The organism is Rothia sp. HMSC069D01, from assembly GCF_001810135.1.
In the GTDB taxonomy this organism is placed as follows: Bacteria; Actinomycetota; Actinomycetes; order Actinomycetales; family Micrococcaceae; genus Rothia.
Genome location: NZ_KV800108.1, coordinates 543,011 through 568,395, shown reverse-complemented (window position 1 = coordinate 568,395; position 25,385 = coordinate 543,011). Strand labels below are relative to the sequence as shown.

General features: G+C 61.2%; 18 protein-coding genes and 1 riboswitch. Of the genes, 15 read left to right on the top strand and 3 right to left on the bottom strand.

Going from position 1 to position 25,385, the window contains the following annotated elements; genetic code table 11:
• The first annotated feature begins 310 nt into the window (after positions 1-310).
• The 11 genes from HMPREF2710_RS06740 to trpC all read left to right on the top strand — a co-directional run bounded on the left by HMPREF2710_RS06740 (position 311) and on the right by trpC (position 13,843).
• A complete protein-coding gene (locus HMPREF2710_RS06740; RefSeq protein WP_005507477.1) occupies positions 311-1,210 on the top strand; it encodes an ACP S-malonyltransferase in 900 nt (299 codons plus the stop codon).
• 116 nt (positions 1,211-1,326) lie between these two features.
• The gene (locus HMPREF2710_RS06735; RefSeq protein WP_070600264.1) at positions 1,327-2,352 is read left to right on the top strand and encodes a beta-ketoacyl-ACP synthase III; all 1,026 of its coding nucleotides are present in this window, start codon (positions 1,327-1,329) and stop codon (positions 2,350-2,352) included.
• 201 nt (positions 2,353-2,553) lie between these two features.
• Positions 2,554-2,796: an acyl carrier protein gene (locus HMPREF2710_RS06730; RefSeq protein WP_005507475.1), complete on the top strand. Its 243-nt coding sequence runs from the start codon at positions 2,554-2,556 to the stop codon at positions 2,794-2,796.
• A gap of 216 nt (positions 2,797-3,012) precedes the next feature.
• On the top strand, positions 3,013-4,284 hold the full coding sequence (gene fabF, locus HMPREF2710_RS06725; protein ID WP_070600262.1) for a beta-ketoacyl-ACP synthase II: 1,272 nt from the start codon (positions 3,013-3,015) through the stop codon (positions 4,282-4,284).
• Between the two features lie 1,286 nt (positions 4,285-5,570).
• Positions 5,571-5,769: riboswitch (FMN riboswitch) on the top strand.
• 370 nt (positions 5,770-6,139) lie between these two features.
• Positions 6,140-6,871, top strand: coding sequence for a nicotinamide riboside transporter PnuC (pnuC, locus tag HMPREF2710_RS06720; RefSeq protein WP_044150500.1), 732 nt, complete (start codon positions 6,140-6,142; stop codon positions 6,869-6,871).
• The gene (gene ribD, locus HMPREF2710_RS06715; RefSeq protein ID WP_070600260.1) at positions 6,872-8,182 is read left to right on the top strand and encodes a bifunctional diaminohydroxyphosphoribosylaminopyrimidine deaminase/5-amino-6-(5-phosphoribosylamino)uracil reductase RibD; all 1,311 of its coding nucleotides are present in this window, start codon (positions 6,872-6,874) and stop codon (positions 8,180-8,182) included.
• Between the two features lie 265 nt (positions 8,183-8,447).
• Positions 8,448-9,740 carry a 3,4-dihydroxy-2-butanone-4-phosphate synthase gene (ribB, locus tag HMPREF2710_RS06710; RefSeq protein ID WP_070600258.1) on the top strand — a complete coding sequence of 431 codons (1,293 nt, stop codon included), beginning with the start codon at positions 8,448-8,450 and terminating at the stop codon, positions 9,738-9,740.
• An 8-nt stretch (positions 9,741-9,748) separates the two neighbouring features.
• A complete protein-coding gene (locus HMPREF2710_RS06705; protein WP_141746614.1) occupies positions 9,749-10,570 on the top strand; it encodes a GTP cyclohydrolase II in 822 nt (273 codons plus the stop codon).
• Between the two features lie 57 nt (positions 10,571-10,627).
• Complete coding sequence (gene ribH / locus HMPREF2710_RS06700) at positions 10,628-11,104, top strand: 6,7-dimethyl-8-ribityllumazine synthase (RefSeq protein WP_005506244.1); 477 nt, start codon at positions 10,628-10,630, stop codon at positions 11,102-11,104.
• A 298-nt stretch (positions 11,105-11,402) separates the two neighbouring features.
• On the top strand, positions 11,403-13,013 hold the full coding sequence (locus HMPREF2710_RS06695; protein ID WP_070600257.1) for an anthranilate synthase component I: 1,611 nt from the start codon (positions 11,403-11,405) through the stop codon (positions 13,011-13,013).
• Positions 13,014-13,027: 14 nt separating this feature from the next.
• A complete protein-coding gene (trpC, locus tag HMPREF2710_RS06690) occupies positions 13,028-13,843 on the top strand; it encodes an indole-3-glycerol phosphate synthase TrpC (RefSeq protein ID WP_070600255.1) in 816 nt (271 codons plus the stop codon).
• A gap of 358 nt (positions 13,844-14,201) precedes the next feature.
• On the opposite strand, the gene HMPREF2710_RS06685 is transcribed toward trpC, so the two are convergent.
• Complete coding sequence (locus HMPREF2710_RS06685) at positions 14,202-15,620, bottom strand: MFS transporter (protein WP_070600253.1); 1,419 nt, start codon at positions 15,618-15,620, stop codon at positions 14,202-14,204.
• A gap of 180 nt (positions 15,621-15,800) precedes the next feature.
• On the opposite strand from HMPREF2710_RS06685, the gene ftsY reads away from it, so the two are divergent.
• Positions 15,801-16,910 (top strand): signal recognition particle-docking protein FtsY, encoded by a 1,110-nt coding sequence (gene ftsY / locus HMPREF2710_RS06680; RefSeq protein WP_070600251.1) that lies wholly within the window; start codon positions 15,801-15,803, stop codon positions 16,908-16,910.
• 86 nt (positions 16,911-16,996) lie between these two features.
• Here ftsY and HMPREF2710_RS06675 read toward each other — a convergent pair whose 3' ends face one another.
• Both HMPREF2710_RS06675 and HMPREF2710_RS06670 read right to left on the bottom strand, forming a co-directional pair.
• A complete protein-coding gene (locus tag HMPREF2710_RS06675; protein WP_070600248.1) occupies positions 16,997-17,896 on the bottom strand; it encodes a hypothetical protein in 900 nt (299 codons plus the stop codon).
• 206 nt (positions 17,897-18,102) lie between these two features.
• Positions 18,103-19,044 (bottom strand): hypothetical protein, encoded by a 942-nt coding sequence (locus HMPREF2710_RS06670; RefSeq protein WP_070543103.1) that lies wholly within the window; start codon positions 19,042-19,044, stop codon positions 18,103-18,105.
• 427 nt (positions 19,045-19,471) lie between these two features.
• On the opposite strand from HMPREF2710_RS06670, the gene HMPREF2710_RS06665 reads away from it, so the two are divergent.
• The 3 genes from HMPREF2710_RS06665 to HMPREF2710_RS09505 all read left to right on the top strand — a co-directional run bounded on the left by HMPREF2710_RS06665 (position 19,472) and on the right by HMPREF2710_RS09505 (position 25,266).
• A complete protein-coding gene (locus HMPREF2710_RS06665) occupies positions 19,472-21,157 on the top strand; it encodes a type I restriction-modification system subunit M (RefSeq protein ID WP_070600246.1) in 1,686 nt (561 codons plus the stop codon).
• The gene (locus HMPREF2710_RS06660) at positions 21,157-22,296 is read left to right on the top strand and encodes a restriction endonuclease subunit S (RefSeq protein ID WP_083303505.1); all 1,140 of its coding nucleotides are present in this window, start codon (positions 21,157-21,159) and stop codon (positions 22,294-22,296) included. The genes HMPREF2710_RS06665 and HMPREF2710_RS06660 overlap by 1 nt, the downstream gene beginning before the upstream one ends.
• 117 nt (positions 22,297-22,413) lie before the next feature.
• Complete coding sequence (locus HMPREF2710_RS09505) at positions 22,414-25,266, top strand: hypothetical protein (RefSeq protein WP_070600242.1); 2,853 nt, start codon at positions 22,414-22,416, stop codon at positions 25,264-25,266.
• Positions 25,267-25,385 lie beyond the last annotated feature (119 nt).

The window sequence follows — 25,385 nt, the reverse complement described above, 5'->3', positions numbered from 1 at the left end:
CGGCCTGCGCTTTGCTGGACTGTGCCGTAAATAGAGCTCTGGGTAGCGCTTTGAAGGGTACTCTGAACGCCGCCGCTAATGTCTCTCTATTTGAACCTTGCCCGTCCGGGTTGTACGAATGGGTGAGTTCAATCTAAGCTATACACTGTTCAACCTCTCTGTCTAGGTTCCCAGTGCAGCCCAAAGTTTCTGCACAGTGATGTTTATACAGGGCGGCTGAACAAGGTAGCATAGGTAACAGACTAACCGTGGTCTCCGTCTCTATAACGGCACCGCGTACGAGTACTAAAAACCAGAAAGGTCGCACCGCATGCGCGCACTCGTTTGCCCCGGACAGGGCTCCCAGAAGAAGGGCTTCCTGAGCCCCTGGCTCGAGATTGAAGGTGTGCGTGAGCACCTGGAACGACTCTCCGAAGCGGCAGGCATCGACCTGATTCACTACGGCACCGAAGCCGAAGAAGAAACCATCAAGGACACCGCAATCGCCCAGCCCCTCATCGTGGCTGCAGGCATCGTCACCGGCCGCCTCGCCCTGCGCGAACTCGACGGTGAAGAGCTCATCTTCGCGGGCCACTCCGTCGGCGAAATCACCGCAGCAGCTCTCGCCGGTGTGCTCAGCGACGAAGACGCAATGCGTTTCGTACGCGTGCGCGCCAACGGCATGGCGGAGGCGGCAGCCGCCTCCCCGACCGGCATGGCTGCAGTACTCGGCGGCGTTGAAGAAAACGTCCGCGAAGCCATCGACGCAGCAGGCCTCGTCGCAGCAAACTCCAACGGCGGCGGCCAGATCGTAGCCGCAGGCCCCATCCCCGCCATTGAGGCATTCGCCGCGAACCCGCCCGCACGCGCTCGCGTCATCCCCCTGAAGGTTGCTGGCGCATTCCACACCGAGGCAATGGCACCCGCCGTGCCCGCACTGGAAGAGTTCGCCGCGTCCCTGCAGGTCTCCGACCCGACCTCCGCACTGCTGACCAACCGCGACGGTTCCGCCGTGGCATCCGGTGAAGAGTTCGTCAAGACCCTCGTCTCCCAGGTCACCAGCCCCGTCCGCTGGGATCTGTGCATGGCAACCCTGCTCGAGCGTGAGGTCGCCGGCATTATCGAGGTCGCCCCCGCAGGCACTCTGGTCGGCCTGGCAAAGCGCGCGATGCGCGGCGTGCCCGGCACCTCCATCAACACTCCCGAGGACCTCGCCTCGCTGAAGGGCTAAACACCGGGGGAGAGCACCCCGCCCTCCCCGCACTGGGAACCCTTCACACTAGACATGCACTTTAGACCTGCGAGGCACACAGTGTCTTGCGAGCATCAGCACTAAGGATTGAATACGTGACTACCCTCAAGCAGTACGAAATCAACCGCTACTCCCGCATCCTCGGTTACGGCGCAGCCCGCGGCGAGGTCATCGTCCCCAACGACGACATCGTTGAGGCAATCGACTCCTCCGACGAGTGGATCAAGCAGCGCACCGGTATCGCAACCCGCCACCGCGCCAGCGAAAACCAGTCGGTAGCAGACCTTGCCATCGGTGCCGCCAAGGATGCTCTCGAAGCATCCGGTGTAGCCGGTGAGGACATTGAGGCGGTCATCATTTCGACCATTTCGCACCCCTACGCAACCCCCTCCCTGGCAACCCTGGTCGCCGACGCAATCGGCTCCAAGTGCCCCGCATACGACATCTCCGCAGCGTGTGCAGGTTTCTGCTACGGTATCGCCCAGGCAGACGCCCTCGTCCGCGCGGGTACCGCAAAGCACGTGCTGGTCATCGGCGTTGAGAAGCTCTCCGACTTCATCGACAACACCGAACGCACCATCTCCTTCCTGCTCGGCGACGGCGCAGGCGCAGCAGTCGTAGGCGTCTCCGACGAACCCGGCATTGCCCCGACCGTATGGGGTTCGGACGGCTCCCGTTGGGGTACTGTGGGTATGACTCACTCCCTGTTGGATATCCGCAACCGCGACTTCGTAGCAAACCCCGTGCAGGAAGGCGAAAAGATTTGGCCCACCCTGCGCCAGGACGGCCCCTCCGTCTTCCGCTGGGCAGTATGGGAAATGGCAAAGGTCGCCAAGCAGGCACTCGAAACTGCCGGCATCACCCCCGACGAGCTCGGCGCACTCATCCCGCACCAGGCAAACGCCCGCATCATTGACCAGATGGTCAAGACCCTCAAACTTCCCGACACGGTGGCAGTGGCACGCGACATCGTTGATGCCGGTAACACCTCCGCCGCATCGGTTCCCCTCGCCGCACACCGCCTGCTCAAGGAGAACCCGGAACTCTCCGGCAAGTTCGCCCTGCAGATTGGTTTCGGTGCCGGCCTGGCATTCGCAGCTCAGGTAGTCGTCCTTCCCTAAGGAAAACCCTGGAGCCCGATGCTCACCGCCCCTCACGACCGGCACAGTGCCGGTACACGAGAAAGAAAATAAAGCGGGAAAGCATCCCCTAAACTCCGAGTTGCCGCATGCGTACACCACGCAGACACGATAAACTCGGTAATGCACGCGTACCCCCACCCGGCGGGTGCGATGACCATCGAACAACAAAGGAGCCCCTGAATGGCTAACAAGGAAGAGATCCTCGCAGGTCTGGCAGAAATCGTTAACGAAGAGACCGGCGTTGAGGTTGAGGACGTTCAGCTGGACAAGTCCTTCACCGAGGACCTGGACATCGACTCCATCTCGATGATGACCATCGTCGTGAACGCTGAGGAGAAGTTCGAGGTGACCATCCCGGACGAAGAGGTCAAGAACCTCAAGACCGTTGGCGACGCAGTCGAGTTCATCGCGAACGCTGCCTAAGCTATAACCAATAACGAGGCGGCGCGGGCTCTCACCGGCCCGCGCCGCATCGCTATTCACTCAGTATCAACCCAACATACCCCCGGGAGCACAGCGCGGACCCCGTAGCGTGGACCCCGCGCGGAATACACACCGCATACCCCCGGGCCCTACAGGTTTTTATCCACACACCACCGGATAAACCACCAAATCGACCACCGAAGAGAAAGTGCCACAATGTCTCGAAAAGTGCTGGTGACCGGCCTCGGCGCGACCACCCCCATTGGCGGCGACGTCCCCACCACCTGGGCAAACGCAACCAAGGGCGTATCTGGTGTATCCACCCTTGATTACCCCTGGGTCAAGGAATACGACCTGCCCGTATACATTGCAGGCCAGCTCGCTGTGCCCGCCCTCGACTCCGGACGCCTCACCAAGGTAGAAGCAAAGCGCCTGGACCCCTCGGGCCAGCTCGCCCTCATCGCCGCACGCGAAGCATGGGAAGACGCAGGGTTCTCCGGCCCCGACGCCGACTCCGCAGAAGAAGTCGACCCCGAACGCACCGGCGTAGCCTTCGGCACCGGCATCGGTGGCGTGTGGACCCTCCTCGACGCATGGGACACCCTCCGCGAAAAGGGCCCCCGCCGCGTCCTCCCCATGACCGTTCCCATGCTCATGCCCAACGGCAACGCAGCAGCCGTCTCCATGAACCTCAAGGCACGCGCCGCAGCACAGACCGTCGTCTCCGCATGCGCATCCTCCACCGAAGCCATGCAGCTCGGTGCTGAAATGATCCGCAGCGGCAAGGCAGACGTCGTCATCGTCGGCGGCGCCGAAGCGGCAATCCACCCGCTTCCCATGGCAGCATTCGCCAAGATGCAGGCACTCTCCTCCCGCAACGACGAACCCGAAAAAGCATCCCGCCCCTACGACGTCGACCGCGACGGCTTCGTCATGGGTGAAGGCGCAGCAGCGCTCATCCTCGAATCCGAAGAGCACGCCAAGGCACGCGGCGCACGCGTCTACGCGGAACTGGCAGGCACCGGCGTATCCGCCGACTCCTACCACATCACCGCACCGGACCCCGCAGCACTCGGCGCAACCCGCGCACTGCGCGAAGCCCTCGAAGACGGCAACATCGACCCGAAGACCGTCGTGCACATCAACGCGCACGCCACCAGCACCCCCGCCGGTGACCTGCCCGAAGCAACCGCAATGCACGAAACCTTCGGCGAGCACACCAAGAACATTGCCGTCTCCGCAACCAAGTCCATGACCGGCCACCTGCTCGGCGGCGCGGGCGCACTCGAAGCCGTACTCACCGTACTGGCACTGCACCACCGCACCGCACCCTGCACCATCAACCTGGACAACAAGGACCCCCAGATTGACCTGGATGTGGTGACCGAGGCACGCGAGCTGCCCGCCGGCGAGATCGTGGCACTGTCGAACTCCTTCGGTTTCGGCGGTCACAACGCGGTTGTAGCATTCCGTTCCGTAGAGGGCTAATCCCTCAGGGCTTCTAGCCTTATATAGATATAACGCTCCCTCAACTACCGTGTGTAGCTGGGGGAGCGTTACGTTTTCTGAATGCGTTTGCGAGAGAGTGGCATACCGGACACCGCTCGCGGGGGAGTGCGGCTTCCGTGGGTTAGTTGTTTGGAAAGTGCATACCGGACGCCGCTCGCGGGGGAGTGCCCCCTCTGCGGCGCTGGGGCGCCTTGAGGACGGAGCCCCCGCTTCGCGTGTCCGGTACGCCCTCTAGGTCGCCTACCCCTCGGTGGGGTTTATATAGGGGTTGGTCTGTGGTTGGGATTCAGAGGTAACGCGCCAATCCCTTGGGGTAGGGAATATGGGTGGCTTGGTGCGGGGTTTCCTTCTCAGGCTAGCTTGCCTCAGTCTGGGGTGCCCCTGTTTTAGATGTTAAAAACGGGTGGCGTATTCGCTCCGGCACTGCGAATACGCCACCCAAACACACCACACTCCACAAGACAATGCAGAGCGCGCGGGATCAACCATCCCGCAAGGTTCCCGTAACCCCCATCGCGCACCACGGTAGGCGACGACAGAAGAATGGGAGTCTATGACCGTTCGACACGCACAACGCCCCCTCGTAAAGGTTTACAAAGGCGCACGCTACGCGTTCTTCCGGAAGTTTATTCGGAAGAGCTCCCACGCCGGTTCCGTTGAGAAAAACAATTCGGTGTGGTTGCCTCCCGATGGTGAAGCACCTCAGCATCGTGTGCCGCATAAACCGCGCAGTTTAGTGCGCGCAGATGCTGCGTCGAAAACTATCCAAAGAATGCAGTCCACGGAGTAGTCTTCCAGCTTCAAATGGCAGAAGCTTAAGGGTTTGATGTGAGTGCTCGGTTGGTCCGAATCATGTCGCTCTCAACGGAACCGGTTTTATCGGTGATGGGAGCTCCTGTAGATAAGAATAACCTTAAATTACCCCTAGAGTAAACCTTAAACCAATAATTTAACCTTATTGTTATAATTCCTTGTCATAAAGGTATTGAAGAGTGTTCAATATGCTCTGAGTAACCCCCTGGAGACCCTCATAACTCTTTGGTCTGTTTGGCGCTCTCCACCGTTATGAAACCGTGATAAATCATTCCCGAAAATTGAAGAATCGGGTTCCAAAACGGTCCCGCGAGTGGCTGCTGTGGGGACTTGTTGAGAGGGGCTTGAAGATGCGCCGAGAGTACAGTCATAAAACGTCATCTTGTCACGGAAGTTATCCCAGAGAAAACAAATTAAACCCCCGGCGTGCGCTGTGGCATAATCAGTATCGACATCGTGCTCCGGGGTCGGTGAAATTCCGAACCGGCGGTCACAGCCCGCGAACCGCTCTCGCAGGCAGGCAGAAATCGTACGAATCTTCGCATCCGCACAGGACGCCAAGACTCCGCTAGAGAAGCCCGCCCGCAAGAGAGGCCGAACCGGTGAAAATCCGGTGCCGACAGTACAGTCTGGATGGAAGGTAGCACGAGCAGAAAAAGGCAGGAGCGCACTCCGCCGCACCTCCCGAAAACCGGGATAGCATGCAGGGTGCACCAAAGCAGTTACTTGAGAAAACTGTTGCTCGAGAGCGCAGCGGTTTTTTGCGAGACGGCTTTCTGTAAGACAGGGGAGAGGCACCTTTCGTAGGTGCCGGTACGTTATTCCCCTCGACCGCAGCCGGCTGATCTCAGCTACGGTTTTCAGCCACGGTTGGCTGATTCGCGCTCCCGCCTCACCACGGATACCGGGCACTCCCTAAGAGGCCCGCGGTAGCCGCCCTTTCTGTTCCTCTCCCCGGAGCCGCCGCAGATGCGCACCCAGCGCATCCGAAACACGGTCCAACTCAGAGAGGAAAGAAACAATGGACATCTTGCGGTGGCTCTTCGACGCACAAATTCACGTGGGGGACCAGTCCCTCCTCGTGCGCGAAGTTCTCGGAAACGCATTCGGCCTGGCATCGGCGCTCGGCGGAATGCGACGCAAAGTATGGGCGTGGCCTGTCGGCATTCTCGGCAACCTGCTGCTCCTCACCGTCTTCCTGGGCGCCCTCGTCGGCAGCCCGCACCCCGTCACCATGCTCGGCCAGGCAGGCCGCCAGATCATGTTTATTGCAGTGTCCATCTGGGGCTGGCATCGTTGGCGTGCCACCCGCGCAGCCGGTGGTGACGCCTCCGAAGGTGCCGCGGTAATCCCCAAGTGGGCTACCAACACCGAACGCGCAGGCCTGGTTGTCGCCATGGTCGCGGGCACCCTGCTGCTCACCCCCATCTTCCGCGCCCTCGGCTCCTACGAACCGGTCTGGTCCGACGCCTGGATCTTCACCGGCTCGCTGCTCGCCACCTACGGCATGGCGCGCGGCTGGGTTGAATTCTGGCTCATTTGGGTTGCCGTCGACCTGGTCGGCGTGCCGCTGCTGTGGAGCGCAGGCTACTACGCGACCTCCTTCATGTACGTGTTCTACGGATGCTTCACCCTGGTTGGTTTCTTCGTCTGGTGGCGCACCCGCAACCTGGAGGCGCAGAAGACTCGGGTGCAGACCCAGTTCCCCGACGTGACCGTTGAGGTAACCGATGTGAAGAAGGGCCGTGCATAAATGTCGCAGAACCCCTCGCTGCAGGTGCTGGTGAGCGCGCACCTGCCCGTAACCATCGCCCCGAGCGTATCTTCGCCGCGCAACGATGTGGACTACTCCGCCGCGGAGTACGGTCACCTCGCGGGGCTGCCCGCCGCACGCACCCTCCAGCTGCCCGGCCCCGAGCAAGAGCTCAGCCACGCAGAGGCCATGACCCTGGCACTGCAGGCGGCACGCCAGGGTATCCGCGGTGCGAACCCCCTCGTCGGCGCCGTCATCACTGACGCGCACGGGCACCTGCTACATGTGGGCTACCACCGAGGCGCAGGCACCCCGCATGCCGAAGCCGACGCGCTCGCCGCCGCCCGAGCCGCGGGAACCGACCTCACCGGCGCCCGCATGTACGTGAGCCTTGAGCCCTGCAACCACACCGGACGCACCGGCCCCTGCTCCCACGCCGTCGCTGAGGCGGGCATCAGCGAACTCTACTACGCCTACAGCGACGACACCGAAAACGCCGCCGGAGGCGCCGCTTACCTGCGCTCGCAGGGCGTCACCGTGCACGCCATGGAGGAGTTCGCGAACGCATCCTACCTGCTGAACGAACGCTGGTTCATTGCCGCCGCCGAACGCCGCCCCTTCATTACCGCAAAGAGCGCCTCCACCCTGGACGGGTTCATTGCGGCTGCTGATGGCACGAGCAAGTGGATTACCGGCCCCGCCGCGCGCGTTGACGGGCACCTGATTCGTCACCGCGCCGACGCCGTCATGATTGGCACCCGCACCACCCTCATGGACGACCCGACCCTGGACGCGCGCGACGCCAACGGTGAACGCTTCGAGAAGCAGCCGCTGCGCGTGGTCATGGGCAAAACCGAGATTACCGAGAACTACCGCGTGCGCGGCCTCAACCCGCCCGAAGGCGTGGAGGCGGACCCGCAGAACTTCCTACAGGTCTTCACCCACGACCCGCGCGAACTGCTCGATGAGCTGTACGCCCGCGGGGTGCGGCACCTCATGATTGAGGGCGGCCCCGGCATGGTCGGCCTCTTCGCCGGTGAAGACTTCATCGACGAGATGGTCTGGTACCGCGCCCCCATGATCATGGGGCAGGGCAAGAGTGCCGTGTACCGTCTGCTCGTGGACACCCTCGCGCAGGCACCGCGCCTGCAACTGGACGATCTGGGCATGTTCCCGGCGGTGCGCGTGCTCGGTAATGACACCGCAACGCACCTGGTGCCGGCACCTCGCGGAACGGCGCAGGAACCGGGTGAGCGGCGTACCCTGCCGAAGCTGGACGCCTGCCACGCGCCCGAACCGAGATTAGATTAGCAGCGGCTGGACTAGTCGCGGCTGGACTAGCCTCCGCTTGGGCTAGTCTCCCTTCGGCTGAGCGCGGGCGGGGGAGTAGTACCTCAAGGACCCCCCGCCTGCGCCCGGCTAGTTTGTGCCGGCTGGTTCGTATGCTGGCACAAAAGCTCCCCGTCACGGGGAATATTCGAAAAATACGTATAGTTATACCGACGAACAAACCATCGCCGCCCGTCGCCCTCAACGACGACGCCCCGGCGGACACGGCGAGAAAAGGAAAGCACACATGTTTACCGGAATTATTGGCGCCCTCGGCACCGTAGAATCCATCACCCCCATCGAAGGTAGCGACGCAGCCTACCTGACCCTCAACGCCGGAGACATCGTCGCCGACCTCGAACACGGCGGATCCCTCGCCGTCAACGGTGTATGCCTCACCGCTATCGACCTCGACCAGCTGCAGCCCGGCCAGTTCCGCGCCTACGCTATGGGTGAGACTCTGCGCCGCACCAACCTCGGCAACCTGAACCCCGGCGACACCGTCAACCTGGAGCGCTGCCTGCCCGCCGGTGGCCGCCTCGACGGTCACGTCGTGCAGGGCCACGTGGATGCGGTGGGCACCCTCGCATCCGTCACCGCGCACGAGGCGTGGAGCACCCTGCGTTTCAACCTGCCCGCCGAGCTGGCACCCCTGCTCGCGGAGAAGGGCTCCATCGCTGTTTCTGGCGTGTCCCTGACCGTCACCGCCGTTTCTGAGCCCGGTGTTACCCCCGCATGGTTCGAGGTCGGTCTGATTCCCGAAACCCTGAAGGCAACCAACCTCGGCGCGCTCAAGGTCGGCGACAGCGTGAACCTTGAGACCGATGCGCTCGCTAAGTACGTGCAGCGCCTGACCGCGTTCGCAGGCGTGCCCCAGGCTGACTCTGCGCACTCCGGTGAGCAGGTTGCACCCCGCCGCGCCGACGCCGCAAGCGTTCTCGACAGCGTGCAGACCGCGGTGGACGCTATCGCCGCCGGTCGCGCCGTGGTCGTGGTGGACGACGAGGACCGCGAGAACGAGGGCGACATCATCTTCGCCGCCGAGCACGCAACCCCCGAGCTGATGGGCTTCATGATTCGCTACACCTCCGGCGTGGTGTGCGCCCCCATGAGCAACAAGCGTGCCGACGAGATGAAGCTGCCGCCCATGGTCACCAACAACGAGGACCCCAAAGGCACCGCCTACACCGTCTCCTGCGATGCGGCCTCCGGCGTGAGCACCGGCATCTCTGCGGCGGACCGCGCACGCACCGTGCAGATTCTTGCCGATGCCTCCTCCAGTCCGGCGGACATCACCCGCCCCGGCCACATCTTCCCGCTGCGCGCCGTGGACGGCGGCGTGGCGGAGCGCCCCGGCCACACCGAAGCCGCAGTGGAACTCTCCCTCGCGGCGGGCCTGTCCGGTGTGGGCGTTATCGCCGAGGTCGTGCACGACGACGGCTCCATGATGCGTTTCGACGCACTGCGCGCCTTCGCCACCGAGCACAACCTGCCCATGATCTCTATCGAAGACCTCATCAAGTACGTAGCTAAGGCGTAGGAGAACGCATGAGCGAAACCCCTAACACCCAAGCAACGCCAGGCACTCCCGCAGAGCTGAGCACCCCCGCGGCTGTCACCTTGGCAGAGCCGGGCACCCTGGTCGAGCCGGTTGAGGCGCAGGCTGAAGAGCTCAGCGCCGAATCCCTGCGCATCGCCTCCCAGCTCGCTGAAGGCTACCGAGTCAGCCCCCTCGACATGGTGCCCAACCCCAGCCCGCTGCTGGTAGAAAGCACCGAAGAGGTCGCCGTACCCACCCCGCAGGGTGTGTTCGGTTTGCGCGCCTGGCGATTTGCAGACGGCGCCGAGCACCTCAGTGCCCGTGCCCTCGACCGTGACGGCACCCCCGTACCCGCCGAGGACGGGGGAGCGCCCGCGGTGCGCATCCACTCCGAATGCGCCACCGGCGATATTTTCGGTTCATTCCGATGCGATTGCGGCCCCCAGTTGGAGAACGGCCTGCGCATCATTGGCCGCACCGGCGGGTACCTCATCTACGTGCGCAACCACGAAGGACGTGGCATCGGCCTGGTCAACAAGCTCCGCGCCTACGCGCTGCAGGATGCCGGACTCGACACGCTCGACGCGAACCTGGCGCTCGGCCTGGACGGCGACATGCGCGACTACTCGCAGGCGGCACTGATCCTGCAGGAACTGAGCGTGAACGAGCTGAGGCTCGTGACCAACAACCCCGCCAAGCAGGAGGCGCTCGAAAGCCTCGGCCTGCAGGTCACCGAACTCATCCCGGACGAAATTCCCGCCCGAGTCGAGAACGCACACTACCTGCAGACCAAGCGTGAGCGCATGCGCCACGTGCTCAAAAGCGCGTAGCGGCACCCCTGCAAACCCCTAATTTTTCAAAAACCAAAAACCCACAAGGAGAACACAATGAGCGGCGTAGGCGCAGCAGACACCACCCTCAACCCCGAAGACTACAAGGGCTTCAAGCTCGCAATCGTAGCGGCAAGCTGGCACACCCAGGTCATGGACGGCCTCATCGACGGTGCGCAGCGTGCAGCACGCGACGCAGGCATCGAGCCGACCCTCGTGCGCGTTCCCGGCACCTTCGAACTGCCCGTCGCAGCAACCCGCCTCGCTGAGAAGTTCGACGCAATCGTCGCGCTCGGCGTGGTCATCCGCGGCGGCACCCCCCACTTCGACTACGTCTGCCAGGGCGCAACCAACGGCCTGACCGACGTGTCCGTGCTGACCGGCCGCCCCATCGGCTTCGGCGTGCTCACCTGCGACAACGAGCAGCAGGCACTCGACCGTGCAGGCCTAGAAGGTTCCAACGAAGACAAGGGCTACGAGGCGACCGCAGCGGCACTGCAGACCGCAGCAACCCTCAAGCAGTTCAGCAACTAACACGGCTGAACGGTACGCGGCTCAGTTTCACGAAGAGAACTATTGAATCTTCACCGTGGAACTGGGCCGTAGTACCGGTTAAACTGAAACAACCCGCGCACCGGGCTTACCGGGATTTATCAGGCATTATCGGGCGTCTATGGATCTGGCAAGTATGCGCCAGAGAGATACACACCGGAACATATGTCCCGGTACCCCATGTACCGGTAAAACCCCATGTACCGGTAAAAACCCCGCGCGGCAGCTAAGGGACACAGCGCACAGACGCGCTCCCAACCCAACACCAAGGAGTACAGCAATGCAGGATTTGGGCACCATCACCCCCACCCTCGAAGAATTCCGCGCCCGCGCAGCCGGCACCCGCGTCATTCCCGTACACATCAAAATCCTCGCCGACTCACTCACCCCCATCGGCATCTACCGATCCCTCGTACTCCAAAACGACCAGGGCGAACCCGTCGACGCACCCCACGGCACCTTCCTGCTCGAATCCGCCAAAATCTCCGCAGAAGGCGAATCCGCAGCCTGGGACCGCTACTCCTTCATTGGCGCGTCCTCCCGCTCCACCCTCACCACCGTTGACGGCGCAGTCCACTGGCAGGGCCGCACCCCCGCCGGCGCACCCGTCGACGGCGACCCCGTAGAAGCCATCGCAAAGACCCTGCAGATGCTCTACACCGAACCCGACCCGACCCTGCCGCCGCTCACCTCCGGCCTGGTTGGCTACCTCGGCTGGGACGTCGTGCGCCACTGGGAGCACCTGCCGTTCCCGCCCGCCGATGACGTGAACCTGCCCGAATTCGCGCTCAACATGGTCTCCGACATGGCAATTCACGACAACAAGGACGGCACCGTCCTGCTCGTCGCCAACGCCATCAACTTCAACGGCACCAGCGAAAACGTTGACGGCGCCTACGAGGATGCCGTCGCGCGCCTGCACAGCATGCTCCGCCGCCTACAGCGCGGCGCCACCGCAACCACCTCCACTCTCTCCGGCGTGGCAGACGTTGACCGTAAGGTCCGCGAAGACGTCACCCTCACCTGGAGCGAACAGGGCTTCAAGGACGCCATCGACCGCTCCAAGAAGAACATCATCGACGGCGACGTCTTCCAGATCGTGCTCTCACGCCGATTCGAAGCCGAAACCAACGCCAAGGCACTCGACGTGTACCGTGTACTGCGCCAGTCCAACCCCTCGCCCTACATGTACCTCTTCAACTTTGAAGACAGCAACGGCACCCCCTTCCACATCGTCGGCTCCTCCCCGGAGGCGCTCGTCACCCTCAAGGACGGCATCGCCAGCACCCACCCCATCGCCGGTTCCCGCCCGCGCGGCGCAACCCGCGAAGAAGACCTCGCACTCGCCGAGGAACTGCTCGCCGACCAGAAGGAACGCTCCGAACACCTCATGCTCGTCGACCTGGCACGCAACGACCTCTCGCGCATCGCCAAGCCCGGAACCGTATCCGTCGACCAGTTCATGATTATTGAGCGATTCAGCCACATCATGCACATTTCCTCCGCCGTCAGCGCCGAACTCGACCCGCAGTTCAGCGCCTACGACGTGCTGCGCGTCGCGTTCCCCGCCGGTACTCTCTCCGGCGCGCCCAAGCCTCGCGCGATGCAACTCATCGACGAATACGAACCCACCCGCCGCGGCGTCTACGGCGGCGTATGCGGCTACTTCGACTTCGCCGGCAACATGGACATGGCCATCGCCATCCGCACCGCCGTACTCAAGGAAGGCACCGCCTACGTTCAGGCCGGTGCGGGCCTCGTGATGGACTCCAACCCCGATTCCGAAGCCCTCGAAACCGTCAACAAGTCCGCTGCCCCGCTGCGCGCCGTGCTGACCGCCTCCGGCCTGGCACCCCTCGACGCGGACGCGGCCGTCAACGCCGCCCAGTAACCCAAGGAGACACCATGAGCACCGTTCTCGACGACATCATCGTTGGCGTCCGCGAAGACCTCGCCGCCCGCGTACAGCAGGTTCCCCTCGAGGAGATGAAGAAGCGAGCCCTCGCCGCCGCACCCGCCCGTGACGCGCTCGCCTCCCTGCGCGGTGAGGTACCCGGCGGCGGCAACGGCTCGACCGCACGTATTATCTCCGAGGTGAAGCGCTCCTCACCCTCCAAGGGCGCCCTCGGCGAAATCCCCGACCCCGCCGCGCTCGCCGCCCGCTACGAGGCAGGTGGCGCCGCAGCGATCTCCGTACTCACCGAACAGCGCCGCTTCAACGGCTCCCTCGCCGACCTGGACGCTGTGCGCGCCGCCGTGAACATCCCCGTGCTGCGTAAGGACTTCACCGTCGACGAGTACCAGATTTGGGAGGCCCGCGCGCACGGCGCCGACCTGGTGCTGCTCATCGTCGCGGCCCTCGACGAGAAGACCCTGCGCGAGTTCCTGGAACTCACCGAGTCGCTCGGCATGAACGCCCTGGTCGAGACCCACACCCCCGAAGAGATTGAGGTCGCCCAGCGCATCGGCGCCAAGATTGTGGGCATCAACGTGCGCAACCTCAAGACCCTTGAGGTCAATAACGAGCACTACGCATCCCTCGCCGCGCACCTGCCCGACTCGGTGATTAAGGTTGCCGAGTCCGGTGTTGCAGGTATCGAGGATGTGCGAGCCTACGCCGGTACCGGTGCGGATGCAATCCTCATCGGTGAAGCGCTGGTTCGCTCCGGCGACCCCGAAGGTACCGTGCGCGAATTCTCCAAGGTGCCTGTGACCCGCTAGCCTGTGGGTTAGTTGTTTGGAGAGGTTGTACCGGTTCACACTCGCGGGGGAGTGAGGCTTCCGTGGGTTAGTTGTTTGAGAAGGCATAACCGGACGCCGCTTGCGGGGGAGTGCCCCCTCTGCGGCGCTGGGGCGCCTTGAGGACGGAGCCCCCGCTTCGCGTGTCCGGTACGCCCTCTAGGTCGCCTACCCCTCGGGTTGGTTGAGGTAGGGGTTGGTACGTGGTTACCTTCTCTGGTTAGCTTGCCTGAGTCTGGGGTTCCAGGTTGTTGGCTTGCTCTGCCAGCTCGCCTTTCGTACACATAAAGCCGGTGCCTGCTTCACAGCAGACACCGGCTTTTCACTTGTTATAGAGTGCTTAGCGGCCCGTATAGTCCGCGTCCGCAATATCCTTCGGCCAGCGCGCCTTACGGAACGGCGCCCACGTAAACGCCGCCGCCACCAGCAACAAACCACTGATAATGAACGCCGGAACAAAGCCCCACGCATCCGCAATCAAACCAGCCACCAGCGGACCCAAAATCATACCGAAATCGCTACACATCTGATACACCGCCAACACCTGACCACCACTGCGGCGAGTACCAATCACATCAGACACCGCAGCCTGAATCGACGGACCCATAAACGCCGCACCAATACCCAGACACGCCGTCAACGACACAAACACCCACGCCACCGGCGCGAAACCCATAAACGTCACCGCAGAACCCGCCAACAGCAGACCCGAAAACGCCATGACGCGGCGGCCAAAACGATCTGAAAAACGACCCGAGAACGTCTGCGTCAACGCATTACCAAACGAGTTCGTCGCCATCGCCAACGACGCCAACAGAGTAGCCGCCACCGAATCCGACATGTCACCGCCCGTCGCCAAATACGCCGCCGCCAACGGAATAATCGACGACTGCACACCAAACACCGACCAGCCAATCGCCCAATTCGAAACCAACGCAGAACGGTAATTCGAGAACTTCAACGCGTCACGAACCGTCATCGCAGGCAGATCGCTCTTACCAGCAGCGCCGCCGGATGCAGCAGGCTTAGCGCCCTTACCGGATGCGCCAGCCTGGGCGCCAGCGGGGGAGCCCGCCGCCGACGGCAGCACCCCGGTGCCCTTACCCTCAGCCAGCAGCGCCGCCTCCATAATCGCGTCACGCTCCGCCTCCAGAGCCGCCTGCGAAGGCATCAAGAACCACACAATCAGACCCGCCGCCAGCAGCGAAAAACCATACACAATGAACGGCGCACGCATACCAAACGGCGCCAGGGCGCTCGCAATCACCGGGCCCAGCAGGTTACCCAGCAGGAACGCCGTCGCATAATAGCCCGAAATACGGCCGCGCATATGCGCCGGGGACAGACGCACCAGCAGACCCATCGCAGAGACCGTGAACATGACCGAGCCGATACCCGCCACCGCACGCGAACCCAGCAGCACCCAATAATCCCAAGCGAACGCAATCATGAACGACGTCACCGACACGATCAGCATGCCAATCGTGTACACCGGACGCTCACCCCAGCGGGTAATCAGCCGACCCGCCGACGGTGCGAAAATCAGACGCGTAATCGCCAATGCAGAAACCACCATCGTCGCCATGGTGACCGTGGCATTAAAGTTCTGCGCATAGTTCGGCAGCACCGGCGCCACCAAACCAAAACCCACCGCAATCATGAACGACGCAGCAATCAGAACCTTCAAGCCGGTCGGCACACGGTTCGGGTCAATCGTGCGCGGGTCAAAAACAGGCGGTGTTTTGGCAGGGTTCCTCATACTCATCCTCGAAATAGTGCGGTGCCGTACGGCAGCCGCGGGCCCCACCCGCAACTGCCCATCATGTGTTCGGCTAAAAAACTTAACAGTGTCCAGTCTACTCCGCCGACAGCCGGGCATGCGCGTCACCTCGACCAGTCAAACCGCCCAAACCGGTAAGCTAGTAGTGTGAATGAAACGATGATGATGATTTGCGCAATCGTGCTGGGTGTACTGGTTATCGCCGGTATACTTTTCGCCGTTCTGCGCCGACCCAAGAAGACCGCGGACCTGCAGTCTTTGCGTCAGGAGGCGGCTAAGGCCTCCGGCGGTTCGGCGGAAGAACCCGAAAGCTCGGCACCTCGCGCTATTGAACTTGATATGCCTGACCCGTCCGCGGGTCGCCTGGTGCGCCTGCGCGCCCGCCTGGCACGCTCCAACAACATGCTCGGCAAGGGCCTGCTGGCTCTGCTCTCCCGCGACCGCATCGACCAGGACGTCTGGGACGAAGTTGAGGAAACTCTGCTGCTCGCCGACCTCGGTTCTGAACCGACCACCCGCCTGGTGGAGGCGCTGCAGCAGCGCGTGCGCGTTGAGGGTACGAGCAACCCCGCCGCCGTGAAGAAGATGCTCCGCGAAGAGCTCGTGAAGATCGTTCGCCCCGACATGGACCGCGAACTGAAGACCGCCGGCAGCGACGGCAACCCCGGCGTGGTGCTGGTCGTTGGCGTGAACGGCGTCGGTAAGACCACCACGGTTGGTAAGATTGCCCGCGTGATGGTCGCTGACGGTCAGACCCTGCTCCTGGGCGCCGCTGATACGTTCCGTGCGGCCGCGTCCGAGCAGCTGACCACCTGGGGTGACCGCGTGGGCGTGAAGACCGTGCGTTCCGAGAAGGAAGGCGCCGACCCCGCTTCGGTCGCCTTTGATGCGGTTAAGACCGGTAAGGAGGAAGGCGTCGACACCGTGCTGGTGGATACCGCGGGCCGCCTGCAGAACAAGGCTGGCCTGATGGACCAGCTCGGTAAGATCAAGCGTGTGATTGAGAAGGAAGCGCCGGTCACCGAGGTTCTGCTCGTGATTGACGCGACCACCGGCCAGAACGGTATGGTTCAGGCGAAGGTCTTTGGCGAGATCGTGGACGTGACCGGTATCGTGCTGACTAAGCTGGACGGCACCGCGAAGGGCGGTATTGTCGTGGCCATTCAGGAGGAGCTGGGTGTTCCCGTCAAGCTCATCGGCCTGGGTGAAGGCCCGGACGACCTGGCGCCGTTCGACCCGGAAGCGTTCGTGGACGCGCTGCTGGACTAACATCCTCATACTCCGCCGAGAAGCCACATGTGTTTCGAGAAGCCACCAAAGACGTGGCTTTTCGAAACACATGTGGCTTCTCGCGGTTAAGTTTGGGGCCCTCCAGCAGTACGCAGCACCTGCAGGGCCCGCCTCGGACGGTAGATAGCATCCTTAGCAGAAACACGGATGACAGCATACCCCGCGTGGAGTAGCCGATCCTGTCGGGTCTTCTCCCGAACCAGGTCCTCTTTGGCGATGTATTTGACGTTGCCGTCTACCTCCAGAATGACGGGCCTGCCGTGGAGGCTAGTGGTGTGTAGCAGAAAGTCCACTCGATAGGCATGACCTTCGCAGATGATGGTTTCTTGCTGCTTGTATCGGATTCCCTGGTCATCGAGAAGTAACCGCATGCAGGTTTCAGCAACGGATTCTGAGTGTGGGCTGAGCTCATGTCCGACGAGGCGGGCGGTTCGGCACCCGCGGCCAGATGCAGATGAGAGCTCCTTCTTGAGCTTCTCGTAGGTGAGCATCTCCGGTTCCTGAGCGAAGCGTTGAAGGGCGCTTTCGGCCAGAACGAGCCCGGCGCGAAAGGGAAGCGTTTTCACGCAGGTGATGATAGCTGTTAGTGGTGTGACGGTGGGGATCCCTTCGGGCGTGTACACGATGGGGCTGTCCGCGGTGAGGGTGTCTTGGATGCGCTGGATGTTTTCTCGGCGGCCGCCTCCGGTCCCTCGTACTTGAACGTGACGTGGTGGGCTGAGGGAGGAGATGCCCCAGGCGATGGCTGCGCTTTGAGCGGCAAGGATGTTGGCGGGGTATTCGTTGAGGTGGGCGAGGATGCACACGTAGTGCTGGTCGTTGGGGTGTAGGTTGTTCCAGGTTTGGGTGGGGAGAAGGTGCCCTTTTGAGATGCGGGTGAGTTCGCCGCGGTTGAGGGCGTGGCTCAGGGTGATTCGCGTGTGGGTGGCTGAGGTGATGAGTTCGGTGCGGGTGCGTATCATCATTGATAGTTCTTCTCTGGTAAACATGCTTTAATTGCATCAAATGAGAGTATTTATGTTCAAGTGTTACGTTTAGTTATTACGCCGAAAAGCCACATGTGTTTCGAAAAGCCACCAAAAACGTGGCTTTTCGAAACACATGTGGCTTCTCGACGAGAGGGGTGTGGATAAGTTGAGCGAATACGGCCCGGTACTTTACCTACCGGATGCTACCTGTTGAACTGCGAAACAATCAGCTCGGCAAGTGCAGGCTGGCATACTACCAGGCTCACAATAGCCAGGAAGAAGCTCATGCTTGCCTCCTGAATGGAGAGGTTGGTGACGGTGCCACGGCGGACTGCAATTACTACGTTAATCGAGTATTTGAAGCACTGAATCAAAGTCCCCAGCATGAAGAGGGCAGCAAGCAGGTTGAGCATAATCAGGGTGAACCCTGCAGTACCGTATGACGCAGTAACTGCCTGAATGAAACGCGCAACCATACTGCCCTGAGGGTGAGACTCGTAGTGTCCGCTGACGGTGGTGTAGATGGTCGCCATGTTGTACTTACCTGCCCCGAGGAGAGCGAGCCAGGTGCCGCCAACAATCGCCAGCAGGGATGCAGGGTAGAGCACATTCAGAATGGCAGATTCAGGTGAGTTGATGCTCTTAGGGCTGAGAAGCTTTACCTGCCAACCGATGAGTACGAGACAGGTAACCCAGCAGGCTGCGAGGATCCAGCTGATAGTGGGCCAGCTGATGAGGAACGCACCCGCGATAAGGAGACTGCCAACAACAGCAAGTGCGATGCTGTCGAAGGCATCGTCATTACTTGCCTGCGTTCCCTTGGAGGAGGCGTGGTTGTGCGTGTGCTGGCTGTTGTCGATGGCGGTGCGGTTACCGTCGCCGCTAATGGCTGCGGAGCCGTTGCCTACATGCTGGTGGGTGTTGTGCACGTGGTTGCCATTGCCGTTGATGGTGCCGACGCTGAGCTTCTGAGTGGTATTTCCCGCTCCGGGGGTGGCGGCTGCCCTCTTGGCGTCATTGTACTTTAAGCGTGCTGCGCGGAAGTTCAAGATATTAGTGGCGAATTGCATGATAGCAGCGGGGAGCGCAAAGATAACGGTGAGCAGAGGGAAACAAATCAATATAACCTTGCTGATAAAGTCCATGAGTTTTTCTCCTATCTGGAGGGGCTGCCCCGGCCCGTTTGGGCCTGCACCGGGGCAGGTGGTGCGGTGTCGTGCAGTGACCTTGTACCTCCACAATAGGGGGAGGGTTTAGGGTAGCTGAGATTTTTTGATTTACCCCGGGGTAAGCGAAAAATTATCGGACTGGGTGCGGGGGAAAGGGAGTATATTCTTTGAATTCCTGCGGGAGGGCGCTTTATAGCAGTCTCCAGAAGCCACATGTGTTTCGAAAAGCCACCAAACATGTTGCTTTTCGAAACACATGTGGCTTCTCGGCGGAAAGAGAGGGGAGGAGGGGGAGATGACCACCCCGGCCACCTCACCTCCGGCCAGCAGGGATAATAGATAGTTAGACACTTACATTGAGGACATCTGGGGTCCACCCCCGGTGACGTTGAAAGGCGCAATAATGGCAAAAGAGCCTGTATCTCAGGGGTCGGGTGCCCCTACCACTCCGGCTGAGTTGGCGGAGATGCTGTGGAAGTCCGCGGACATTCTGCGCGGTTCCATGGAGTCCGGCGGTTACCGTGACTTCATGCTGGGCCTGATCTTCTTGAAGTACATTGGCGACACCTTCGATAAGGCACGTGAAGATGTTCAGCACATGCTGGCTGAGGAGTACGGCCTTGAGGGTGAGGCTCTGGCTGAGGAGCTGGAGGTCCCTTCGTACTACCACGCCCGCCATGCGTTCTACGTGCCGGTCGGTGCCCGCTGGTCTGACCTGGTAAAGCAGGCGAAGGGTGACCGTGTGGGTGAGCTGGTTGACTCTGCTATGGATGAGATTATGGCTCAGAACCCGCCGCTGAGTGGTGCTCTGGAGCCCATGTATGCGAGTGAGAAGGTGGAGCAGCGCACCCTGGCGCAGGTGATTGACCTGCTGTCGAACGCAAACTTTGCGGCGGTGCGTGATGGTGAGCATTCCTCGTCGAAGGATGTTCTGGGCTTCGTGTACGAGTACTTCTTGGGTAAGTTTGCTCGTGCGCAGGGTCAGAAGGGCGGCGAGTTCTACACCCCGACGACCGTGGTGAACACCCTGGTGGGCATGATTCAGCCGATGAGTGGCCGCGTGTATGATCCGTGCTGTGGTTCGGGCGGCATGTTTGTGCAGTCGAATAATTTTGTGCACCGTGCCGGTGGCGCGTTTGATGGCCGCCGTGAGGGTGAGCAGCGTGTGCTGGCGTATGGTCAGGAGCGTAACCAGGCGACCTGGCGTTTGGCGCGCCTGAACTTGGCGATTCACGGTATTGATGGTTCGGTGGGTGACCGCTGGCGTGATACGTTCGCTGAGGATTCGCACCCGGGTGAGCGTTTTGATTACGTGCTGACGAACCCGCCGTTCAATATCAAGGAATGGCATCGGGTTGAGGATGACCTGCGCTGGGTGTTTGGTGTGCCGCCGAAGAATAACGCTAATTTTGCGTGGTTGCAGCACGTGTGGTCGAAGCTGGATGTGAAGGGTTCAGCTGCTGTGGTGATGGCGAATGGCTCGTTGACTGCTGATACTGGTGGTCAGGGCGGTATTCGTCGTGCCATGGTTGAGGGCGATGCTGTGGCTGCTGTGTTGGTGTTGCCGCCGAATATGTTTACGACGACGAGCTCCCCGGCGTGTGTGTGGTTGTTGTCGAAGGATAAGTCTGCCGGTGTGAATGGTTCTGTGGACCGTTCGGGTCAGGTTTTGTTTATGGATGCCCGTTCGATGGGCCACATGGTGTCTCGTACTGAGCGTGTGTTCTCTGAGGAGGATATCGCGAAGATTGCGAATACGTGGTGTGCGTGGCGCGGTATGCCGTCGATGTATCACGCGGACGGTTCGCTGGTGAAGGCTGGCGAGGAGCCGACTGCTGGCGTGTATGAGGATGAGGCTGGTTTCTGCTTCTCGGCGTCGCTTGAGGATGTGCGGGAGCAGGACTTTGTGCTGACTCCGGGCCGTTACGTGGGTAGCGCTGTGTCTGAGGGTGAGAGCGCCCAGGAGCTGGATGCGCGTATTGCCGGTCTGCGTGAGCAGCTGCTGGAGCAGTTCGCTGAGTCGGAGCGTTTGGGCGCGGTCGTGCGTGAGCAGCTGGCCTCGCTGGACCTTGAGGATGGTGAGCTGTAGTGGCTGTACTGTCGGACGCTCAGCGTGAGGCGGGGTGGACTGAGCATCGTCTATCAGACGTTATTGAGCTAATTGGCGGTGGCACCCCTAAGACGACTGTTGAAGAGTACTGGAATGGTTCAATTCCCTGGCTTTCTGTTGTCGATTTTTCTGGAGATTCAAGGTATGTTAGCCATGCTTCTAAGAGCATCACGCAACTGGGTCTTGAAAATAGCTCAACCAAATTACTGAATCCGGGAGACCTTATTCTTTCGGCTCGAGGTACTGTTGGTGAGCTTGCTCAACTTACCGCACCCATGGCTTTCAACCAGTCATGTTTTGGTATTCGTTCGAACTTCGACGGGCTTTCCCAGAATTATCTGTATTACCTGTTGTTAACTGTCATTGGAGAACTTCGACAGAATTCTCATGGTTCTATTTTCTCTACGGTTAATAGAAAGACATTTGAGTCAGTTGATATTGTTCTTCCCCCTCTAGAAGAGCAGGAACGGATTGCCGGGATTTTGGGCTCGCTCGACGACAAAATTGAAGCAAACACCCGCCTCATCCAGACACTAGATTCCTTGGGGGAGGCAGCAACCCGTAAGTATCTAAAGTCAGTTCAAAAAACTCAGAAACTTAATGACATTGCTCATATAGTTATGGGTCAATCTCCGAAGGGAGAGACTCTAAACACTGAGGGTTCTGGAGTTCTCTTTTTCCAAGGTAAAAAAGATTTTGGATTCAGGTACCCCACACCGCGCACATATACAACTGCTGCAACTCGAATGGCAGAACCGCTGGATATTCTGTTCAGTGTTCGTGCTCCGATTGGTGCTCTTAATCGTTCGGTTGAAGCATGTTGTGTTGGGCGAGGTCTGGCAGCTATTCGCTCATCGTGTGGCCAGGAAAATACTCTTTTCTACACTCTGAAAACTAATCCTAATCTCTGGGAGAAATTCGAGGGTGAAGGAACAATTTTTAGTGCCATTAATAAAAAGGGTCTCTCCGAGCTGGATATACCGTTCAGTGAGACTGCTATTTCTAACGGCGTAGAAGATTTTCTAACAAGTGTTGAACAAGAGATTTTCTCTCTTGAACAAGAGAACCTTCAGCTTGCTGAAACCCGTGACGCTCTCATTAAGCGCCTCATTGACTAGACGCTAGGGGAGCGCCGCATCCGCCCTGCCCGGTTGGTTCACACCGACCGGGCAGGGCGTGCCATCCCGCTACCACGCAATCACCTACTTCACGACCGCCTCAGCAAAGGAGCTACCATGGCAACCACCAACCACCGAACTTACCGGCCCAACAACTCCACCTACAGCGCCCTAGCTGAACTTGTCGCACCCTACAGCCTCTCACGCATCCAGCTCACCGAAGCCGTCGGCATCGTCACCAAACCCACCGTCAACACCTGGGTCAAACAGTGCTGCCCCAACCTCCCGCAGGGCGCCCCCGTGCCCCTCGCACCCATCCTGCGCTACCTGCACGAGACGCACCTGCCCGACCCCAAAAAGTGGCCCGGCAGCTACCCCTACGACCGGTACATCCTCGAAAATATCACCGCGCGCATGCTCGCCCGCGTCGTAGCCGCCACTTTCAGCACCGATCACCCGCACAGCAGCAACTACCGCGAACTCCTCGCACTCATCGCAACCCTCGTGCTCCTCGCAGGCACCTGGGGCGGGTCCGAAGAAACCTTCCTCACCCTGCTCAACCCCGAGCCCAACGCAGACGCTGAAGAAGAACTACAGCAGTCCATCGAATCTGCATCCGAAGCCCTGCACCCCATCCTCAACGAACTGCTCGTACCCGCACTCCGCACCGCCCGCGGCACCTTCACCGCAGACGAAGCGCAGCTGCTCACCAGCTACGCCCTCGCCGCCGGATACTACGCAGGGGCCCACCCCCACGAAACCCTCAACAGCATCCACACCTCACTCGCCGCCGCAGACCGCACCAACGCCCTGCCCGACGCCGAGCTCATCCGCTACGTCGCAGACTTCCTCAACGCCGGCTCCTACGCCACCCACACAGGTAGCGGCCTCACCGGCAACCACGCCGAACAGCGCAACCTCATCCTGCACGGAAGCTACGCCAGCTACGAAACGGCCTCGCACCTCGTCGCCTACCAGCCCCAAGCCCACCAGGCCATCGCCTTCAGCGCCACCGGCGGTAACGGCTCCGGTGCACTGGCGGATGAACGCCGCGCCGCGTTCACCCTCTACCTCTGCTACCTGCTCCTAACCAACGAGGACTCCGCCGAACGGCAGGCCGCCGACCTCTACCATGCCGAACGCTGGGCTACACAGCAGTCTCGCACCGCCGGAGCTTCCGAATCGGTAGCACCCGAACCCGCAGCAACCCTGCCCGAGGCACCCGCCAACCACCTCATCATCCTGCCGCTCGACACCCCCGCAGGCAGCCCCGACGACCTCGCCGCGCAGCAGGAAGACGCCTGGGTCGCCCTCGAGGACCTCGCCTACACAGTCGACGAAAACATCGGCACGGACGGAGCCATTACCTACCCGGTGCGCGCCGGCGAACGCCTCGCCGTGCTGGCACCCCTAGACGTGCTCGCAGGCTTCGGCCGCCACCTCAAAGCCGCACACCGCGGCGAAGAAACCCGCCAAGACAAGCTCGTCGACGACTTCCTCACCGCCATCACCGTGCAGCCCGGCAACCACGGCATGCGCCTACGCGCCGTCATCGACCTCGGCCCCGAACACCTCAAAGTCAACACCAAAACCCGCCTCGGCCTGGGCCTCTTCAGCATCTTCGCGACCGGAACCAAACCCCAGGGATCCGTCTACCTCGGCTCCCTCGACGACGAGAAACTCTACACCCTCGCCGAACGCTCCAGCATGCCGGTGCTGACTTCCGTCGCCGAACTCGTCGCAAACACCGCCCGCGGCTACCTCGAACGCGGAGAAATCGGTACCGAAGACATCACCCGCGGCGTCATCGTAGCCTCCGACGCGCTCAAAAACGCCTCCTTCGACGAGCTGCACATCAACCCGGTCTCCAACAACACCCCCGAAGAAAGCCTCAGCCTACTCACCAGCCTCACCCGAGACCTACCCGCCCTCCTCGAAATTCTCCCCACCGGCCTGCCTGTAAGCGTGCCGCACCTTCGCACCCCCGAAGACGAACGGTCCATTCCGCACGGCGAAGAATACGACATCACCATCAACCAGCTCATCAAAACCGAGAAAGTACTCACCAAAATCACCGGCCGCCAGATCACCGGCACACGCTACGGCGACGTCGAAAACAACAAGAAACGCATCCGTGTTCTCGATGCGCACGCCCTTGGCCACTACGCACGCTACGGTGTGCTGCCCGCTGAGAGCCACTACCTGCGTGCCCTCGACCTGACCGAAGGCACCCAGCTCACCCAGGCCAACGACATTGTCATCTACCCCGCCTACGACCAGGCCTACGGCGGTCCCGCCGTCTACCTGAGCGAACACGGGGGAGAGGCCATCGGCCCGGGCATGACCGTACTCCGATTCCGCCACTACACCCCCAGCCGCTCCAGCCTGCACGCCACCAGCGAATACGTTCAGCGCGCCCAGCTGCTCACGAACCTTCTGCGAGCGCTCCTCAACGGCCTAGCCGAAGGCACCGCCCTCAGGATTAGCACCCACCTTGCCCCCGAAAAGCGCAAGACCAGCACAGACATCAAGGGCTGGGAGAAGCAACCGCTGCCCCATATTGACGGTCTGGCGTGGAACAACAATGACCTCGAATGGTTCAGCGAAAAGCCTGATGATGCTGAAGCCGAAAACTCCGAGGCCGCAGGTGACGCACCCGAAAACGCGGATGCATACGTCACCCACCCCGTTGCACGCTACCTCACTCAGGAACTCAACGCCTTCGACGAGGTGGAAGCCGCCCTGGCTGAAGCCTTGCAGCATGTGCGTGCCGTCCGTGGACGTTACGAACGGGACCTCATGGCTAATCGCCTAGACCTTCGCTCCACCTGGGAGGCCGATGCTGAGCGGAAACGCCTTGAGGCAGAAGAAGCTGCGCGAATCCGACAAGCCCTGAAAGCTCTGGCGGCTGAAATGGCCACTTCAGAAGAATCCACTCCAGGAGAATCCGACGAGGAACAGCCCCACTAACTGCCCGGATACTCCCCTCAACAGTGCGCCCCGGGGTAATCAACCCAGCACCTCAGCGCGTTCGCTTACCCCGGGGTAAAACACAATAACGACATTCCCCCTCGTCATCAGGCATTCTA

Coding starts and splice junctions, on each gene's coding strand:
- HMPREF2710_RS06740 (WP_005507477.1), top strand. CDS start 311: ATGCGCGCACTCGTTTGCCCCGGACAGGGCTCCCAGAAGAAGGGCTTC.
- HMPREF2710_RS06730 (WP_005507475.1), top strand. CDS start 2,554: ATGGCTAACAAGGAAGAGATCCTCGCAGGTCTGGCAGAAATCGTTAAC.
- fabF (WP_070600262.1), top strand. CDS start 3,013: ATGTCTCGAAAAGTGCTGGTGACCGGCCTCGGCGCGACCACCCCCATT.
- pnuC (WP_044150500.1), top strand. CDS start 6,140: ATGGACATCTTGCGGTGGCTCTTCGACGCACAAATTCACGTGGGGGAC.
- ribD (WP_070600260.1), top strand. CDS start 6,872: ATGTCGCAGAACCCCTCGCTGCAGGTGCTGGTGAGCGCGCACCTGCCC.
- ribB (WP_070600258.1), top strand. CDS start 8,448: ATGTTTACCGGAATTATTGGCGCCCTCGGCACCGTAGAATCCATCACC.
- HMPREF2710_RS06705 (WP_141746614.1), top strand. CDS start 9,749: ATGAGCGAAACCCCTAACACCCAAGCAACGCCAGGCACTCCCGCAGAG.
- ribH (WP_005506244.1), top strand. CDS start 10,628: ATGAGCGGCGTAGGCGCAGCAGACACCACCCTCAACCCCGAAGACTAC.
- HMPREF2710_RS06695 (WP_070600257.1), top strand. CDS start 11,403: ATGCAGGATTTGGGCACCATCACCCCCACCCTCGAAGAATTCCGCGCC.
- trpC (WP_070600255.1), top strand. CDS start 13,028: ATGAGCACCGTTCTCGACGACATCATCGTTGGCGTCCGCGAAGACCTC.
- HMPREF2710_RS06685 (WP_070600253.1), bottom strand. CDS start 15,620: ATGAGGAACCCTGCCAAAACACCGCCTGTTTTTGACCCGCGCACGATT.
- ftsY (WP_070600251.1), top strand. CDS start 15,801: ATGATGATGATTTGCGCAATCGTGCTGGGTGTACTGGTTATCGCCGGT.
- HMPREF2710_RS06675 (WP_070600248.1), bottom strand. CDS start 17,896: ATGATGATACGCACCCGCACCGAACTCATCACCTCAGCCACCCACACG.
- HMPREF2710_RS06670 (WP_070543103.1), bottom strand. CDS start 19,044: ATGGACTTTATCAGCAAGGTTATATTGATTTGTTTCCCTCTGCTCACC.
- HMPREF2710_RS06665 (WP_070600246.1), top strand. CDS start 19,472: ATGGCAAAAGAGCCTGTATCTCAGGGGTCGGGTGCCCCTACCACTCCG.
- HMPREF2710_RS09505 (WP_070600242.1), top strand. CDS start 22,414: ATGGCAACCACCAACCACCGAACTTACCGGCCCAACAACTCCACCTAC.